The organism is Pseudoalteromonas sp. APC 3355 (assembly GCF_030407615.1).
Taxonomy (GTDB): Bacteria; Pseudomonadota; Gammaproteobacteria; order Enterobacterales; family Alteromonadaceae; genus Pseudoalteromonas; species Pseudoalteromonas distincta.
In genome coordinates, this window is record NZ_JASDDB010000003.1 from 113,874 (window position 1) to 128,574 (window position 14,701).

Consider the following 14,701-nt stretch of genomic DNA (forward strand, 5'->3'; position numbering starts at 1 on the left):
CTGACTCCGGTAACTAATATCAGTATACGTTTTGTAATGTTTAGAGGCTATTAACTTGCGACTAATTAAGTCTTAACTGCTTTAAACTAAAACCTAAATTTATATCGGTGCGTAAACTAACCAAGTGCTTTGAAATTACGTACATATCCATATTAGCGGCTAACTTTGCTTTAATACTCGGGCTTAGAGACTCATCTTCGGCTGCTTGTTCAATTGAATTATAGTTATTAACTATTTGCTGCGCAGACTTAGTACCTATTCCTTTAACTCCCGGAATATCATTTGTTTTATCGCCCGCTAATGCCCAAAAATCAACGAGTTTATTTTGCTCAACACCAAAACGCTCTTTTATACTTGTCTCATCTAAATATAGCTTTTTAAAGTAATCGTAAACTGTAATATAAGGGCCAATATAAGGTAAAAAGCCTTTATCAGTAGAAACAACAGTGCTCGTTATTTGATTATTTGATGCTTTAAAGGCAAGCGTTGCAATAATATCATCAGCTTCATCGTTAATAGGCTCAAATACTACAATACCGGTTTCTTCAATTGCGGCTTTAAAATGCAATAGAGCATCTTTTAATACTTGGGGCATTGGCGCGCGTGAGTGTTTGTAGTCTTTATAAAAATGATAACGCCAGCTTTTGTCACCATCGAACACAGCAATGGCATGGGTTGCATTACTCGTATCTAAAAGCTTTTTACAGGCGTGGGCTACACGTGCACAGCACGTTTGTATCATTTGCTCGTCGCTATGATGTTTTTGATTCGCGTCAACGGCGTAAATGCGCCTAATTAAATTAAGCGCATCAATAAGAAGTAAATGGGGTTTCAAACTATAAAACTCATGCTTTTATTTTGTAACATGGAATATATTTACTACCAGGGAGCTTCATGCGACCTTGAAGAACAAATGCCTGTAATAATTTATCCATATTTGTCATAAGGGCAGGTTCGCCACTTAAAATGTATGGACCGTTTTGTTTAATGGCTCTAACGCCTTCGTCTTTTACATTACCAGCAACAATACCAGAGAAAGCTCTACGCAAATTAGCCGCGAGTAGCTGTTTAGGCTGATCAAGGTGTAAATCTAGACTTGCCATATTTTCATGTGTTGGTGCAAAAGGTTGTTGAAAGTCGTTATCTATTTTTAATGTCCAGTTAAAGTAGTAGGCATCACCTTCACTTTTACGGTAATCACGAACATTAGCCATCGATGACTTTAGTTTTTGACCGACTAATTCAGGATTATCAATAATAACTTCAAACTTATCCAAGGCTTCCTTACCAAGGGTCATTTCAACGAACTCGCATAGCTCTTTAAAGTACGCCTCGCTTTGTTTGGGGCCAGTTAAAATAACAGGTAAACATTGTTTAGTATTATCTGGGTGCAACAATATGCCTAATAAATATAACAACTCTTCAGCAGTACCTGCGCCACCAGGAAAAATGATAATTGCGTGAGCTGTTCTAATAAAAGCTTCAAGGCGTTTTTCAATATCAGGTAAAATAACGAGTTCGTTTACAATAGGATTTGGTGGCTCGGCAGCAATAATGCTTGGCTCTGTTAAACCTAAGTAGCGATTATCGGTGTTACGTTGCTTTGCGTGGCCAATAGTTGCGCCTTTCATTGGGCCTTTCATGGCACCAGGACCACAACCGGTACAAATATTTAATCCACGTAAACCAAGTTCGTAACCTACTTGTTTTGTGTACTTATATTCAACCTCGTTTATTGAATGTCCGCCCCAGCAAACAACCATGTTAGGCTCGCTTTTAACACGCAGCGCACCTGCATTTCTGAGCATATCGAACACCATATGGGTTATGGCTTTTTGCTCTTTTAAATCTTTTTCGTATTTTTGACAAATAAATAAAATATCACGAATAACAGAAAATATATGTTCGTGAATACCGGTAATTATTTCGCCATCAACAAATGCGGTTTCGGGTGGGTTTTCAAGCTCAATTTTAATACCTCGTTCGCGGCTTACTAAACGAATATCAAAATCTTTGTATTTGTCGTATATATCGTTACTGTCGTCGGTATGGCTACCTACATTGAGGACTGCAAGTACGCAGTTTCTAAATAATTTATAACGCTCACTAGCAGACGATTGCTCTAATAAATCAACTTCTAATTGCGACAGTAAATCTAAAACCCCAGTTGGGTTTAACTGTATTAACATAGACGTGCTCCTACTACTAAATCGTAAAACTACTTGTCATAAAAGTTATAATAGCTATGACATTATTTACTGGTACAAAGTCTATCTCGCCCTGAATTTTTGGCTTCGTAAAGTGCATCATCAGCTCTATCAAATGCCTTTAATAGGGTATCGCCTTTTTTAAATTGAGTTGCACCTACCGAAATAGTGATCTCAATTTGTTTTTCTCTAAATTTAAAAGGTATATTTTTAATTACCTTTCTTACTTTATCCAGGGGTAAAGTTGCGTTTTCTAGCGACACACCTGGCATTAATAGCACAAATTCTTCACCGCCATAACGCGCTATAAAATCAGACTTTCTTACTGATTTTTGCAACGCTTTTGATATAACTTGTAAGGTAATATCACCTGCGGTGTGGCCAAATCTATCATTGATAGATTTAAAGTGGTCAACATCAATAACTGCAAGCGTAACATCTGATGGCTGCACATTAAACAAATGCATTTCGTGATTGTAACGTTCGTCAAATGCAGCCCGGTTAGGCAGTTTTGTAAGTCCATCTAGTAAGCTTTTAAAGCGCTGTTCGTTTAAGCGTTTTTTATACGTTGTTAACTTATCTTCTAAAGTAACAATTCGAGTATTTATTTCATTAAAACTAGCGCTAAGCATTTCTCTGTCTTTTCGTTCTAACTTTTCTTTTGCTATAAAATCTTCGCTTATTGATTTTAATTCGTTATCTACGAGTTCTTTTAAAGATGAGATTGATGTAGCTTTTTGCGTTTGCTCATTAAGATTTTTTATTTTTAGTTCAATGCTTTTATTAAGTGAGTCAAACTCAACTTCCATAGACTCAGAGTGCTTGCTAGTTGAGACGATAGAGTTATGAAGATCTTCGAGGGTTTGATTTAATGAAACTAAAAAGCTTTGCGCGGATTTACGCTCTTTACTTATATTTTTTACCACTACATCAATAATACTAATTGCAACATCGAGTAATGAATCGATTGAGTCACTTTCTGTAATATTATTTTTTATATTATTAATTTGTAGCGTAGCTTCTTCTTCAAGTATAAGTTCATTAGCGAGCTCAAGCAGTTTTTTTGCACGCGCCTGTTTTACAGGGCGCTGCTGATCAACTTGAGGGTCTTGTTTGGTAAGCAACGCTTCATGATAAAAGCTAATAAGTTGATCAAGTAGCGGAATGTAACCATGAGTTGAATGAACGTTATTAATCTCGTGATCGAGTAAATTTCTTAGAGTTCTACGAGTATCGTCAGGTAAACCTTTGGTTTTTTGTAATTGTTTACCGGCACTTTGCACACTGTTGAATAAATTACGTTGCTGAGCTTGTTGAATCGATTCTTGGTTTTTAAGTAGGACTAAAGTTTCACTAATAAGGGGAGCAAGGTTTTCAAAACTCATGCCTTTATTAAGCGCACTTCTAAATTTGGCGAGGCGATTATCTAACTCGATATCTAGTCCTTTACAGCTCAACGATAGTTTAGCTGTAAAGTCACATAGAACATCTACTTGATGTTTACGAGCACTCTCAACAGCCATACGCGCATCAATTGCTTGTTTTAGCTTTTTATCTGTTGCGTTAGATCTTTGTGACACCTAAGCATACCGCCATCAAATTAATTTCATTATCTTCAGTTTACAACAAATTTTTATTATGTGTAGTTATCTAGTAAAAAACTTAGAAATTTTAATAAGCTACTACTTATAAACTCGTATATAGGGTCATTTATCGTATTTAATTCACTTTTAAATAGGGGCTTGTTAGTCTTGTAAGCAATTAAGTTTCCACTAAGAGTCTCTATGAAAAAGTTATTAGCCCTTTCAATTTTAGCTGCATGTTCTGCACCTGTATTTGCCGATGTAAATTATTCTTTAGAAATCTCGCAACCACAGCATCATTTAGGTGATGTAAGTGTTGAGTTTCCAAAAACAGCGCAAGCACACCTTGATATAAAACTTCCTGCGTGGCGCACGGGTCGCTACGAAATGTTAAATCTTGCAAATGGCATTCGCTACTTCAAAGCCAAAGATGAAGATGGCAAAGAACTAAAATGGGAAAAAATAGATCACAGTACATGGCGTGTACATCTTAATGAACCTACAGAAGTAAATGTTGACTACCAGGTGTATGCAAATGAGCTTGGTAAACGTGCTCGCCACATTGACGACAGCCATGCATTTATAGATGCGTCAGGCTTTTTTATGTTTAGTGAATCATTTCGCCAAGAGCCTGTAACCGTTAATTTAGACGTGCCTAAAAAGTGGCGTTCTGTATCGGGTATGAATAATTTAAAAGGCAAAAATTCATTTAAAGCAGCCGATTACGACGTACTTGTTGATTCACCAATCGAAACGGGTATTAACCAACTACACACATTTGAAGTAGATGGCCGTGAATACGAGTTAGTTATATGGGGCGATGGTAACTACGATGTAGAGCTAATGCTTACCGATCTTAAAAAATTAGTTGCCACGGGTAATGTAATTTGGGATGGCTATCCCTATGAGCGTTATGTATTTATGGTGCATGCAACATCAGGAGCTGGTGGTGCAACAGAGCATTTAAACTCAACAATTATTCAACGACCACGTGACCGATTTGGTAGCCGCGAAGATTACTTAGGTTTTATTAGCACCGCTGCGCATGAGTTTGTTCATACATGGAATGTTAAAGCATATCGCCCTCAAGGTTTAGTGCCATACGATTACACTAATATGAACTATTCAAAACTGCTGTGGATTGCAGAAGGTTCAACAAGTTACTTTGAAGATCATTTATTAGTGCGCTCAGGCATTCAAACAACAGATGAATTTTTTAAAGTGATGAGTAAAACAATTAATCGTCATTTGCAAACACCGGGCCGTGAAGTGCAAAGCGCAAGCGAAACAAGCTTTGATAAATGGATTAATCAAGGTGGTGATCATGCACGTAACTACAGCACCAATATTTATTCTGAGGGCTCGTTACTCTCTTTAGCTTTAGATATCGACCTACTTGAAAAAAGCCAAGGTAAAATAAGCTATCGCGACGTGCACAAAGCACTTTATAACAATCATAAAATGCCCGCTGGTTTTACAGATACAGATGTACTTAATATCTTAAAAGATTTAACAGGACGTGATTATTCAAGCTGGTGGCAAGAAAATGTAGAGTCGCCTGCAAGTATTAACTTTGACGATTTACTTACTAAAGTAGGTTTAAAGTTTGAGCGTCCTGAAAAAGCAAAAGCACTTGCAAGTATTGATGCTACCGCCAAAAATACAGGTGAATTACTGACGTTAAGTTATGTACGCCGTGGTGGCAGTGCGTGGAAAGCGGGTTTAACTACCGATGATAAAATTGTCGCTATAAACAAACATCACGTAGGTAAAGATTTAAAAACCAGCCTAGAAACGTTTAAGGCAGGCGACAAAGTAACCGTTGACTATCTTCGTCGCGATGCTCTTGAAAGCTTAACATTAGTATTATCAGAAGATTTCGATAAGCCTAAAAAAGTAGTTGCTGATAAAGAGGCAACGCCACAGCAAAAAGCGCTTTTCAAAGCATGGATTGGCGTGGAACATCCAAATGATGTGACAAAAAAATAAATTCAGTTTTTATAGCGTTTAAATACAGTTAACAATTATTAAAAAAGAGCTTCGGCTCTTTTTTTGTTTTGTATAATGGCGTATATAATGTACATGGAAATTTAATATTAATATTAAATTTAATTATTATTTGGTGTTTTTTATTACTAAATAAAATTACTTATGGATATAGCCTCAAAATGAAATTAGACGACGTTGCTTCAGACTTAACCAACCAATTTGTAATTAACGACTATTTGCACCAGTTATTTGATGCGGTAAATGTAATTTCTGTTCAAGGTTATGACAATGAGCGTCGTGTTATTTATTGGAATGAAGGCAGTGTGCGACTATACGGATACACAAAAGAAGAAGCTATAGGGCAAAAAATAGAAGACCTTATAATTCCAGAATCAATGTGTGAATTTGTAATTGACGCACACAGTGATTGGGTAGAAAAAGACATAGAAATTCCAGCATCCGAAATTACCCTAAAAGGTAAAGATGGCGAAAGTGTATCTGTTTTTTCTAGCCATGTTATGTTTACAAATCAATATAATACAAAACAAATGTATTGCATTGATATTGACTTATCTGAGGTTAAAAAGGCACAAGCAGATGCATCATTTAATGAGGATATGCTAAAAACTATTTTTGAGGCAATTCCTGACTTATTTTTCTTGATGGAAAATGATGGAACTATTATTGAGTATCATGCCAGTAATGAAACAGATCTCTACACCAAGCCCAAGCAATTTATTGGTAAAAAAATGGGTGATGTACTCCCGCGCGATGTAGCCGAAAAATTTGAAACCTATATCAGCCTTGTATTAGAAAAAGAGCAGATGATGAGCTTTAAATACGAGCTAGCTTTGCCCCATGGGCTCGTTTTTTTTGAAGCAAGAATAAATAAAATAACAGAACATAACCAGTTAATGGTTATTATTCGAGATATTACCGAACAGCATAAATCAGATGAACTAATTAGACATCAAGCGTATTACGATAGTCTAACTTTACTCCCAAATCGTTTTTTAGCACTTGATCGTTTGTCGCAATTACTTATTGAAGCACAAAGAAATAACGAAAAAGCAGCGGTACTGTTTTTGGATTTAGATGACTTTAAAAAAATAAATGATTCGTTAGGCCATGAAACAGGAGACAAACTTTTAATTGAATCAGCGCAAAGGCTACAAGAGGCATTGCGAAAAGACGACACGGTAGGGCGCCTAGGTGGAGATGAGTTTATCGTATTACTGCGAGGTATAACTGATCACCATGCAGCGCTAAAAATTACTGAAAAACTGGTCAATAACTTTAGAGCCCCTTTTAAAATAGAGGGCCGGGAACACATACTAACAGCGAGTATTGGTGTAGCCATATACCCAGAAAATGGTACAACCGTTGCTGATTTATTACGAAATGCTGACACTGCAATGTATCAAGCAAAATCATATGGTCGTAATACTTATTCATTTTTTACTAAAAAGATGAATGTAATTATTCAGCGCCGACTAGTAATAGAAGAGCAGATGCGTGGCGCCCTTGAACGTAATGAATTCGAGTTATTCTACCAGCCCCAATTTGACGCCAAAAATAAACACATCATTGGTGCAGAAGCGTTATTACGCTGGCATAACTCTGTGCTAGGTAATGTAACACCCGATGAGTTTATACCTATTGCCGAAAATACAGGATTAATTGTACCCATTGGCAAGTTTGTAATTAGCCAAGCATTAGATTTTTTAAACACATGGCAAAGTACTTGTAAACGCACACAGCAATACACCATGGCTGTTAACTTATCTCCTCGCCAATTTAGAGACGTAGGGTTGCTCAGTTTTATTCAAAACTCATTGAGTGAAGCAAACGTAAATCCCGAAAATTTAGAGCTTGAAATAACTGAGGGAGTGCTGATGAGTTGCCACACTAATGTTGTTGATATACTGACTGAAATAACAGCATTAGGCATTAACTTATCAATGGATGACTTTGGTACAGGTTATTCATCGTTAAGTTATTTGAGAGAATACCCTTTTAATGTACTCAAAATAGATAGAAGTTTTATTGACGGTATTGTACTAAACAATGAAGATTGTAATCTCGTAAAGGCAATTATTGCCATGTCGCACAGTTTAGGGCTGACAGTGGTAGCCGAAGGCGTAGAAACAAAAGAGCAGCTTACTTTATTGAACAAATTAGGCTGTGATTTTATGCAAGGTTTTTACTTTAGTAAGCCAATACCAGCAAAACAGTTTCTTGATTTTTCGATGAATTTTGATAAAAAGTAAGATTAAACACTTGATTGTAACAAATCATTGCACGGCTATTGACCTCATTAGCTACTGACGAGTAACCTGTTATAGAAACAAATAAAAAGGATTCTATAATGCGTTTAAAACCTCTTGTAGCTACATTAGCAGCCACATTTTCTTTATCACTTGCAAGTAGTGCCATAGCCGACGAAGGCATGTGGCAACCACACCAACTTCCAGAGTTAGAATCAATTTTAAAAGCTAAAGGGCTTGAAATTGATGTTGAATCTATTTCTAAATTAACCGAATTCCCAATGAATGCGGTAATTAGCCTAGGTGGCTGTACAGCATCGTTTGTATCGCCTAAGGGTTTAGTTGTGTCAAACCATCACTGTGTTTATGGCTCGGTACAATACAATTCAACACCTGAAAACAACATTTTAGAAAATGGCTTTTTAGCTAAAAGCCCTGCTGAGGACTTACCAGCAGCGCCGGGTTCACGCGTATACGTCACAGAAACAGTTACTAATGTGACTGACAAAGTTAGTAAAGGTATTGAAGAACTAAGCGGTAAAGCACGCTACGACGCAATAGTAAAAAACGAAAAAGCGCTAGTAGCCCAGTGTGAAGCCGACGAAAGCTACCGTTGTAACGTGTATTCGTTTCATGGTGGTTTAGAGTTTTACCTAATTAAGTCACTTGAAATTAAAGACGTACGTTTATCTTACGCACCAGCTATGGGCGTAGGTAAATACGGTGGCGATATAGATAACTGGATGTGGCCGCGCCACACAGGCGACTTTGGTTTTTACCGTGCTTATGTAGGCAAAGATGGAAAACCAGCAGAATACAGCGAAGACAACGTACCTTACGTACCTGACTCTTACCTAAAAGTAAGTGCCAAAGGCGTGCAAGAAGGCGACTTTGTAATGGTTACAGGCTACCCAGGGCGTACTAATCGCTACCGTATAGCAACAGAGGTAGATAACGTATTTAACGACAGCTACCCTAAAGCACGCGTTCATAACTCAAAATACGTGTCGCTTATTGAAGAAAACTCAGAAGACGGCAGTAAAGCGCGTATTGCTTACGAAAGCACCATTGCAGGTTATAACAACTATATTAAAAACTATGGTTCGATGATCGAAAGCTTCAAAAAAGGCACTATGCTTGAGCGCAAAAAACAGTTTGAGCAAGACCTAACACAATGGATCAATAGCGATGGTGAGCGTAAAGAGCAATACGGAAGCGTATTAGGTGAGCTATCTGAGCTAATTGCACAATCACAAGAGCACAGTGAACGCGACCGAATGTTAGGTTATGTACATCGCTCACAGATGATCAGTACAGCACGACGTTTATACCGCCTAGCTTACGAAAAACAAAAGCCAAATAGCGAACGTGAATCTGGTTATCAAGAACGTGACTTACCTCGCATTAAAGCAGGGCTTGAGCGCATGACGCGCCGTTATGATAGCAAAGTAGATAAAGCTATTTTACTGCACTTTTTAGAGCTGTATGCAGCACTTCCAAAAGAAGAGCGCTTTAGCGAGGTTGATAACGTATTTAAAGTACAAAATGGGTTTGATAAAGCAACCCAAAGCGCGTTACTTGATAGCATGTATGAACAGTCAAGACTTGATAATGCCACTGTTCGCAATTCATTGTTTGAGCAATCGTTTAGCCAGCTAAATCAAAGCCAAGACCCATTTGTGCAGTACGCTAAAGCAATATTTAAAGTAATGAAAGCACAGGAAGATAAATCAAAAGCACTTGCAGGTAAATTACAAGCAGCTCGCCCAGAGCTAATGAGCGCAATCATTGCGTTTAACAAAGCTAAAAACAAACCTGTATACGCCGATGCCAACAGCACACTACGAGTAACCTATGGCACCGTAGGCGGCTACTCACCTCAAGATGGCTTGGTAGCAACACCGTTTACATCGCTTGAAGGATTACTCGCTAAAAACACCGATGTTGAACCATTTAATGCACCCAAAAAGCTACAAGAGCAAATTAAAGCCAAGCTTTACGGTGATTACACGGGCGGCATGAATACAGTACCCGTTAACTTTTTATCAAATGTAGACACTACCGGTGGTAACTCAGGTTCGCCAACACTTAACGGTAAAGCAGAGCTTGTAGGCTTACTGTTCGACGGTGTTTACGAAAGTATTATTGGTGACTGGGATTACAACCCTGAGCTTAATCGCTCAATCCACGTTGATTCGCGCTATATGTTGTGGGTAATGGATAAAGTAGATAATGCACAAAACTTGTTAGACGAAATGACAATCGTAAAATAAGTAATTAGCTAGATAAGAGAAGGGCGCTTACCGTAAAGGAAGCGCCTTTTTATTAATCATAATGGATTACGGTTTGTATGCGTCAGTAGCATAACCTAACTTAGTTTTGCTAAGCACTCTTCTCTTCATCGCGAAGTGTTAAAACTTCGAAGCCCGTTTCTGTTACTAGAACGGTATGTTCCCATTGAGCAGAAAGTTTCTTGTCTTTTGTTACGACTGTCCATCCATCTTTTTTAGTTTTTACCTTCTTGGAACCTTGGTTGATCATAGGCTCTATAGTAAAGGTCATACCTGCTTCAAGCACTAACCCTGTATGCGGTTTACCATAGTGCAAAACTTGCGGCTCTTCATGCATTTCTTTACCAATACCATGACCGCAATATTCACGTACTACACTATAACCAGAAGACTCAGCGTGCTTTTGAATAGCATAGCCAATATCACCAAGCGTTGCTTTTGGTTTTACCACCTTAATACCTGCCCACATTGCATCATAAGTCGCTTTAACCAAACGTTTGGCTTCTGAGCTTGTCGCTGTAAAAGTATACATTTTACTTGAATCACTGATATAACCATTTTTCTCTAAGGTAATATCAATATTTAAAATATCTTTGTTTTTTAATTTATAAATATTATTGGGTACACCATGGCACACTACGTCATTAACTGATGAGTTTAATGAATACCGATAGCCATATTGGCCTTTACTAGCAGGACGAGCATGTAACACGTTGGTTATATAGCTTTCTACTTTAGTGTCTATATCTAACGTAGTCATGCCTTCGCAAATAAAATCATCAAGCATTTTAAATACTTGAGCTAAGAGCTTTCCTGACTCTCTCATGAGCTCAATTTCTGCATCCGTTTTTACTATTGCTTTATTCATGCAAAAGATCCTGAATAGTAAGCTTTTCTTTTATAAGTTGTTTTTTAATTATTTCATGGTAGGTGAGTGTCGGATTTAGCTCAGCAAGCATGCCTATTTTAATCCAAAACTCTGCCTGTGAATTGATAGATCTAGACATGATATTACTCGATTTTCTAATTTCTTCATGCAACCCGTCTGATATTTTTACTATTCCCATTATATATACCGTATATGATATGTATGCGAATCGTATACATTGAGGGTTGTGATGTCAACATAGACGTTTTACAGTATGTTTTTGCTCACTGCCCTTTGTGTTTATATTTAATTATATGGCTAGCACTTTTAAACTGTATTTTTAGGTTAATAAATTTAATGATTATAGTATGCCTGTAGGCAGGAGTTTACTTCGCTCAAATAATGGCTGTTAGCTTTTTTTAAATGATGACCAAATAGGTGGTAACTCAGGTTCGCCAAGACTTAACGGTAAAGCAGATCTTGTAGGCTTACTGTTTGACGGTGTTTACGAAAGTATTATTGGTGACTGGGATTACAACCCTGAGCTTAATCGCTCAATCCACGTTGATTCGCGCTATATGTTGTGGGTAATGGATAAAGTAGATAATGCACAAAACTTGTTAGACGAAATGACAATCGTAAAATAAGTAATTAGTGAGATTAGAGAAGGGCGCTTACCGTAAAGGAAGCGCCTTTTTTGTTGGTATTTGATTCGCTTATATATGACTGCTAAGTGTCATGATCGGATAGTCCTAATCTTAGTCGCTTGTTATATTTAAATTTTACGCTCAAAGGCTAGATATAAAGTTGCAAATAAAAAACCACTAAAGCCTTTTTCCATTTTTGATAACACCCACCCATCTCTTGCCAACTCGTTTGCTTTAGCGTTTGCTCTATTTAACATACCACCTGTAGCCCAGATTTGAGAAACTGCAATAAACTTATACTCCATGTAACACTCCTTTAAATATAAATGCTTTATCAGAGGACTCTTTCTCTATTTTTAAGCAAAAACGTCCTTATTTTATTAGCTTCTATTAATAGCAAAAAGCATAAGTTATTGCTAGCTATATATATTATGCTTATGATGGGTTATTTGAACATATAAAAAAGGGGGGGAAGTAGTCATTAATTAATTACTCACTCAATGACTAATTCTCGCTCACAGCACGCTTAAGCAAAGTACCACTTGCTGTCATATAAATAGAAATTAGCAAAGACGACCTCATTTTCTTACCTTTTTTGTTGGTGTTTGATTCGTATATTTATGACTGCTAAGTGCCAAAAGCCGTCGTTGGTAACGCCGCATTAAGATGTGAGCGGCGCTTGGCTATACTTGAGCGAAGCGAAACTGCCAAGCGTTGCGAATCACTCTTAAATGCTTTGTTATAAATTTTGTCTACCATTGCCCAACGTGTAATCCTTTCTTATGCAATGAATAGCTAACCATCTAACAATTGGTAAAGCTATTTTGACCCGATTCGCTTCTTTTGAGTAAGGTTCAAAGATTGCGACATTTTTCCCTCTCCGAGTTTTTTTGGAGTGGACTATCGCACAGCGCAATTCGTAGAGCCACCTAGTCAGTTCAGCGGTTAAATTGCTGCTATTCACTTTTAAAGCATCAATCACAACACTTGAAGACGTTGTAATATCTTTCGATAACTCAGCGACTTCAGCTTGGGGTAAATTTGCTATATATGCTTTTATATCAGCTTCACAAACAAGGTACTGAACTACGGCTTTAAGTTGATCTCTTTCAACTCGAGCATTGATGTTAAGTAATGTCGGCGCTTCTTCAAAATAGTATTCAAGAACATTGTAATAGCCAACAAAACTACCCAATGGTTTTTTATCATTCAAACCCGAAAAGTAATACGATAGAAGCAGCGGATTATACAGCTTGGTACAAGTTACTTTTTCTATAGGTAAATCCACATCTAGCTCGCTACCATAAGAGCTAGATAAAGTGTGATAGTCAGCATTTTTGTCAAGATTTCTCAGCCAATCAAGGCGTTCGGCTTGGTGCAAATCTAGTAGTCCTTCACCTAACTCAAATATACGCTTCTTGCCAAAGTAGCCATCTCGATGCTCATTTGGCATTACTTGGATCATGACTTTTTTAAACAATAACTCATGCATCTGGTCAACGTAGCTTTCGATAATTGGGGCAGTATAGTTCTTAGGTATACACCAATCGCTCAACCCAACATTTTCGTCGATAGGTTCAACACTTTTTACCGTTGGATCATTCCCTTCATCTAAAATAAGGGCGCCAGTGTTGGCTTGGTCATAGTGATGATATATCTCGTTATAATCATCTTTCCAAAACACCACCTCACTTATCTTCGTGGTCATACGAGAGGTTAGGTTGATAGTACTATACTCGAATAAGTAGTTATCTATGAGGTACTCTACTTGATCATCCGACAACTGAGGAGCTGATATGTCGAACTTAAGAAGTGCGACTGAATCAAGGTTCTTTAGGTAATAAAAAGCTTGGCTTGTTAAAATAGGTTCCCCATGAATTGTAGGGTGAATAATCATCTCATGCTCTAAGCCTTCAAAATAGATGACTTTCTCAATCCCTCTCCCATTGGAAACAGCAAATTTTAAGTTTCTTGATGCCACAGTGGCTAACTCCGATAAATTTATAACAATTTAATATCGACCCAACGGGTCGTTTCCATGACTATAGAGGCAAGTTTCTAGTTATGAAAAAAAAGAAGAGGAATTCAAAAACTTCAACGTCCGTTGTTCGCTCACAGCAGGCTTCAGGAAAGTGCCATAAGCGGACTGTCGTAGCCTTAGACTCTTGTTATATACCTTTTACTTGCCTGCTTTTATTTTAGGCAGTTGCACTTGCAATATAACAAATGCAGGAATCAATGGTAAAAAAGCTAGCCACGATAATGGAGTAACAACCCAAAGCCAGATAAACCAAGCTTCTGCGATAGTTAGTAGGAATAATTTACTAACACGCTTAAAAAGCATTAAGTCACCCATAGCCGCTAAAGGCAAACCAAAACCTAGCGAACCAAATAAGGCTATAGATGGGTGAAGAGTCTCAATTTTAATGTTTTGTATCACTGAAAAATAAAACTCATAGCCATAGCTAAATAGCAAAGGACTCAATAGACAAAACGCCCAAACAGTGCTCCATCTAGCATTACGCTGATGCTTAGAGTGGATTTTGTTTTTTTCTTGAAGCTTGCTCAATGCATCCATTTAACTCGGGCTATCCCTAGGTATATAAAAATTTAATAGTGCGCTCATCGCGCATATTTCTGCCGACTTAACGCTCATTTATCTACTTTATTTAGTTTTAACAAATAACCTAAAGCATTACTACCACTAAGTTTTTTAAAGCTTTAAAGTAAAGTTTAATAGAACAATATGCGCGCGTCGCTTATTTTCATGAATATACGCGCAAAGAGCAGTTTGACCAATCAAGTAACTACGATTTTTAGCCAACCTCAACGATCTGCTATTCGCTCTT

The 14,701-nt window shown here is 37.5% G+C and carries 12 protein-coding genes; 4 read left to right on the forward strand and 8 right to left on the reverse strand.

Going from position 1 to position 14,701, the window contains the following annotated elements; translation table 11 throughout:
- Positions 1–61: 61 nt before the first annotated feature.
- The 3 genes from xni to QMA08_RS06990 all read right to left on the reverse strand — a co-directional run bounded on the left by xni (position 62) and on the right by QMA08_RS06990 (position 3,787).
- Positions 62–835 carry a flap endonuclease Xni gene (gene xni / locus QMA08_RS06980; RefSeq protein WP_024596930.1) on the reverse strand — a complete coding sequence of 258 codons (774 nt, stop codon included), beginning with the start codon at positions 833–835 and terminating at the stop codon, positions 62–64.
- 10 nt (positions 836–845) lie between these two features.
- Positions 846–2,189, reverse strand: coding sequence for a nucleotide 5'-monophosphate nucleosidase PpnN (ppnN, locus tag QMA08_RS06985; RefSeq protein WP_290174028.1), 1,344 nt, complete (start codon positions 2,187–2,189; stop codon positions 846–848).
- A gap of 62 nt (positions 2,190–2,251) precedes the next feature.
- Positions 2,252–3,787, reverse strand: a complete 1,536-nt coding sequence (locus QMA08_RS06990; RefSeq protein WP_290174029.1) for a GGDEF domain-containing protein — start codon at positions 3,785–3,787, stop codon at positions 2,252–2,254.
- A 204-nt stretch (positions 3,788–3,991) separates the two neighbouring features.
- On the opposite strand from QMA08_RS06990, the gene QMA08_RS06995 reads away from it, so the two are divergent.
- From QMA08_RS06995 to QMA08_RS07005, 3 genes are all read left to right on the forward strand, one after another.
- Entirely contained in the window at positions 3,992–5,779 is a 1,788-nt protein-coding gene (locus QMA08_RS06995) for a PDZ domain-containing protein (protein ID WP_290174030.1), read from the forward strand.
- A 179-nt stretch (positions 5,780–5,958) separates the two neighbouring features.
- On the forward strand, positions 5,959–8,049 hold the full coding sequence (locus tag QMA08_RS07000) for a bifunctional diguanylate cyclase/phosphodiesterase (RefSeq protein WP_290174031.1): 2,091 nt from the start codon (positions 5,959–5,961) through the stop codon (positions 8,047–8,049).
- 98 nt (positions 8,050–8,147) lie between these two features.
- Positions 8,148–10,319 carry a S46 family peptidase gene (locus tag QMA08_RS07005; protein ID WP_290174032.1) on the forward strand — a complete coding sequence of 724 codons (2,172 nt, stop codon included), beginning with the start codon at positions 8,148–8,150 and terminating at the stop codon, positions 10,317–10,319.
- Positions 10,320–10,428: 109 nt separating this feature from the next.
- Here QMA08_RS07005 and map read toward each other — a convergent pair whose 3' ends face one another.
- Both map and QMA08_RS07015 read right to left on the reverse strand, forming a co-directional pair.
- Positions 10,429–11,205 (reverse strand): type I methionyl aminopeptidase, encoded by a 777-nt coding sequence (gene map, locus QMA08_RS07010; RefSeq protein ID WP_290174033.1) that lies wholly within the window; start codon positions 11,203–11,205, stop codon positions 10,429–10,431.
- Positions 11,198–11,404: a ParD-like family protein gene (locus QMA08_RS07015; protein ID WP_024596935.1), complete on the reverse strand. Its 207-nt coding sequence runs from the start codon at positions 11,402–11,404 to the stop codon at positions 11,198–11,200. Before QMA08_RS07015 ends, map begins: the two co-directional genes overlap by 8 nt.
- A 235-nt stretch (positions 11,405–11,639) precedes the next feature.
- On the opposite strand from QMA08_RS07015, the gene QMA08_RS07020 reads away from it, so the two are divergent.
- Entirely contained in the window at positions 11,640–11,852 is a 213-nt protein-coding gene (locus tag QMA08_RS07020; RefSeq protein WP_290174156.1) for a S46 family peptidase, read from the forward strand.
- Between the two features lie 128 nt (positions 11,853–11,980).
- Here the strand turns inward: QMA08_RS07020 and QMA08_RS07025 are convergent, their stop codons facing one another.
- The 3 genes from QMA08_RS07025 to QMA08_RS07035 all read right to left on the reverse strand — a co-directional run bounded on the left by QMA08_RS07025 (position 11,981) and on the right by QMA08_RS07035 (position 14,430).
- Complete coding sequence (locus tag QMA08_RS07025; protein ID WP_165722958.1) at positions 11,981–12,157, reverse strand: hypothetical protein; 177 nt, start codon at positions 12,155–12,157, stop codon at positions 11,981–11,983.
- 434 nt (positions 12,158–12,591) lie between these two features.
- On the reverse strand, positions 12,592–13,833 hold the full coding sequence (locus QMA08_RS07030) for a hypothetical protein (RefSeq protein WP_290174034.1): 1,242 nt from the start codon (positions 13,831–13,833) through the stop codon (positions 12,592–12,594).
- A gap of 198 nt (positions 13,834–14,031) precedes the next feature.
- The gene (locus QMA08_RS07035; protein ID WP_149603689.1) at positions 14,032–14,430 is read right to left on the reverse strand and encodes a hypothetical protein; all 399 of its coding nucleotides are present in this window, start codon (positions 14,428–14,430) and stop codon (positions 14,032–14,034) included.
- Between the last annotated feature and the right edge of the window lie 271 nt (positions 14,431–14,701).

Excerpts from the sequence above, each read along its gene's own strand:
- ppnN (WP_290174028.1), bottom strand. The coding sequence starts at position 2,189 with ATGTTAATACAGTTAAACCCAACTGGGGTTTTAGATTTACTGTCGCAA.
- QMA08_RS06995 (WP_290174030.1), top strand. The coding sequence starts at position 3,992 with ATGAAAAAGTTATTAGCCCTTTCAATTTTAGCTGCATGTTCTGCACCT.
- QMA08_RS07000 (WP_290174031.1), top strand. The coding sequence starts at position 5,959 with ATGAAATTAGACGACGTTGCTTCAGACTTAACCAACCAATTTGTAATT.
- QMA08_RS07005 (WP_290174032.1), top strand. The coding sequence starts at position 8,148 with ATGCGTTTAAAACCTCTTGTAGCTACATTAGCAGCCACATTTTCTTTA.
- map (WP_290174033.1), bottom strand. The coding sequence starts at position 11,205 with ATGAATAAAGCAATAGTAAAAACGGATGCAGAAATTGAGCTCATGAGA.
- QMA08_RS07015 (WP_024596935.1), bottom strand. The coding sequence starts at position 11,404 with ATGGGAATAGTAAAAATATCAGACGGGTTGCATGAAGAAATTAGAAAA.
- QMA08_RS07025 (WP_165722958.1), bottom strand. The coding sequence starts at position 12,157 with ATGGAGTATAAGTTTATTGCAGTTTCTCAAATCTGGGCTACAGGTGGT.
- QMA08_RS07035 (WP_149603689.1), bottom strand. The coding sequence starts at position 14,430 with ATGGATGCATTGAGCAAGCTTCAAGAAAAAAACAAAATCCACTCTAAG.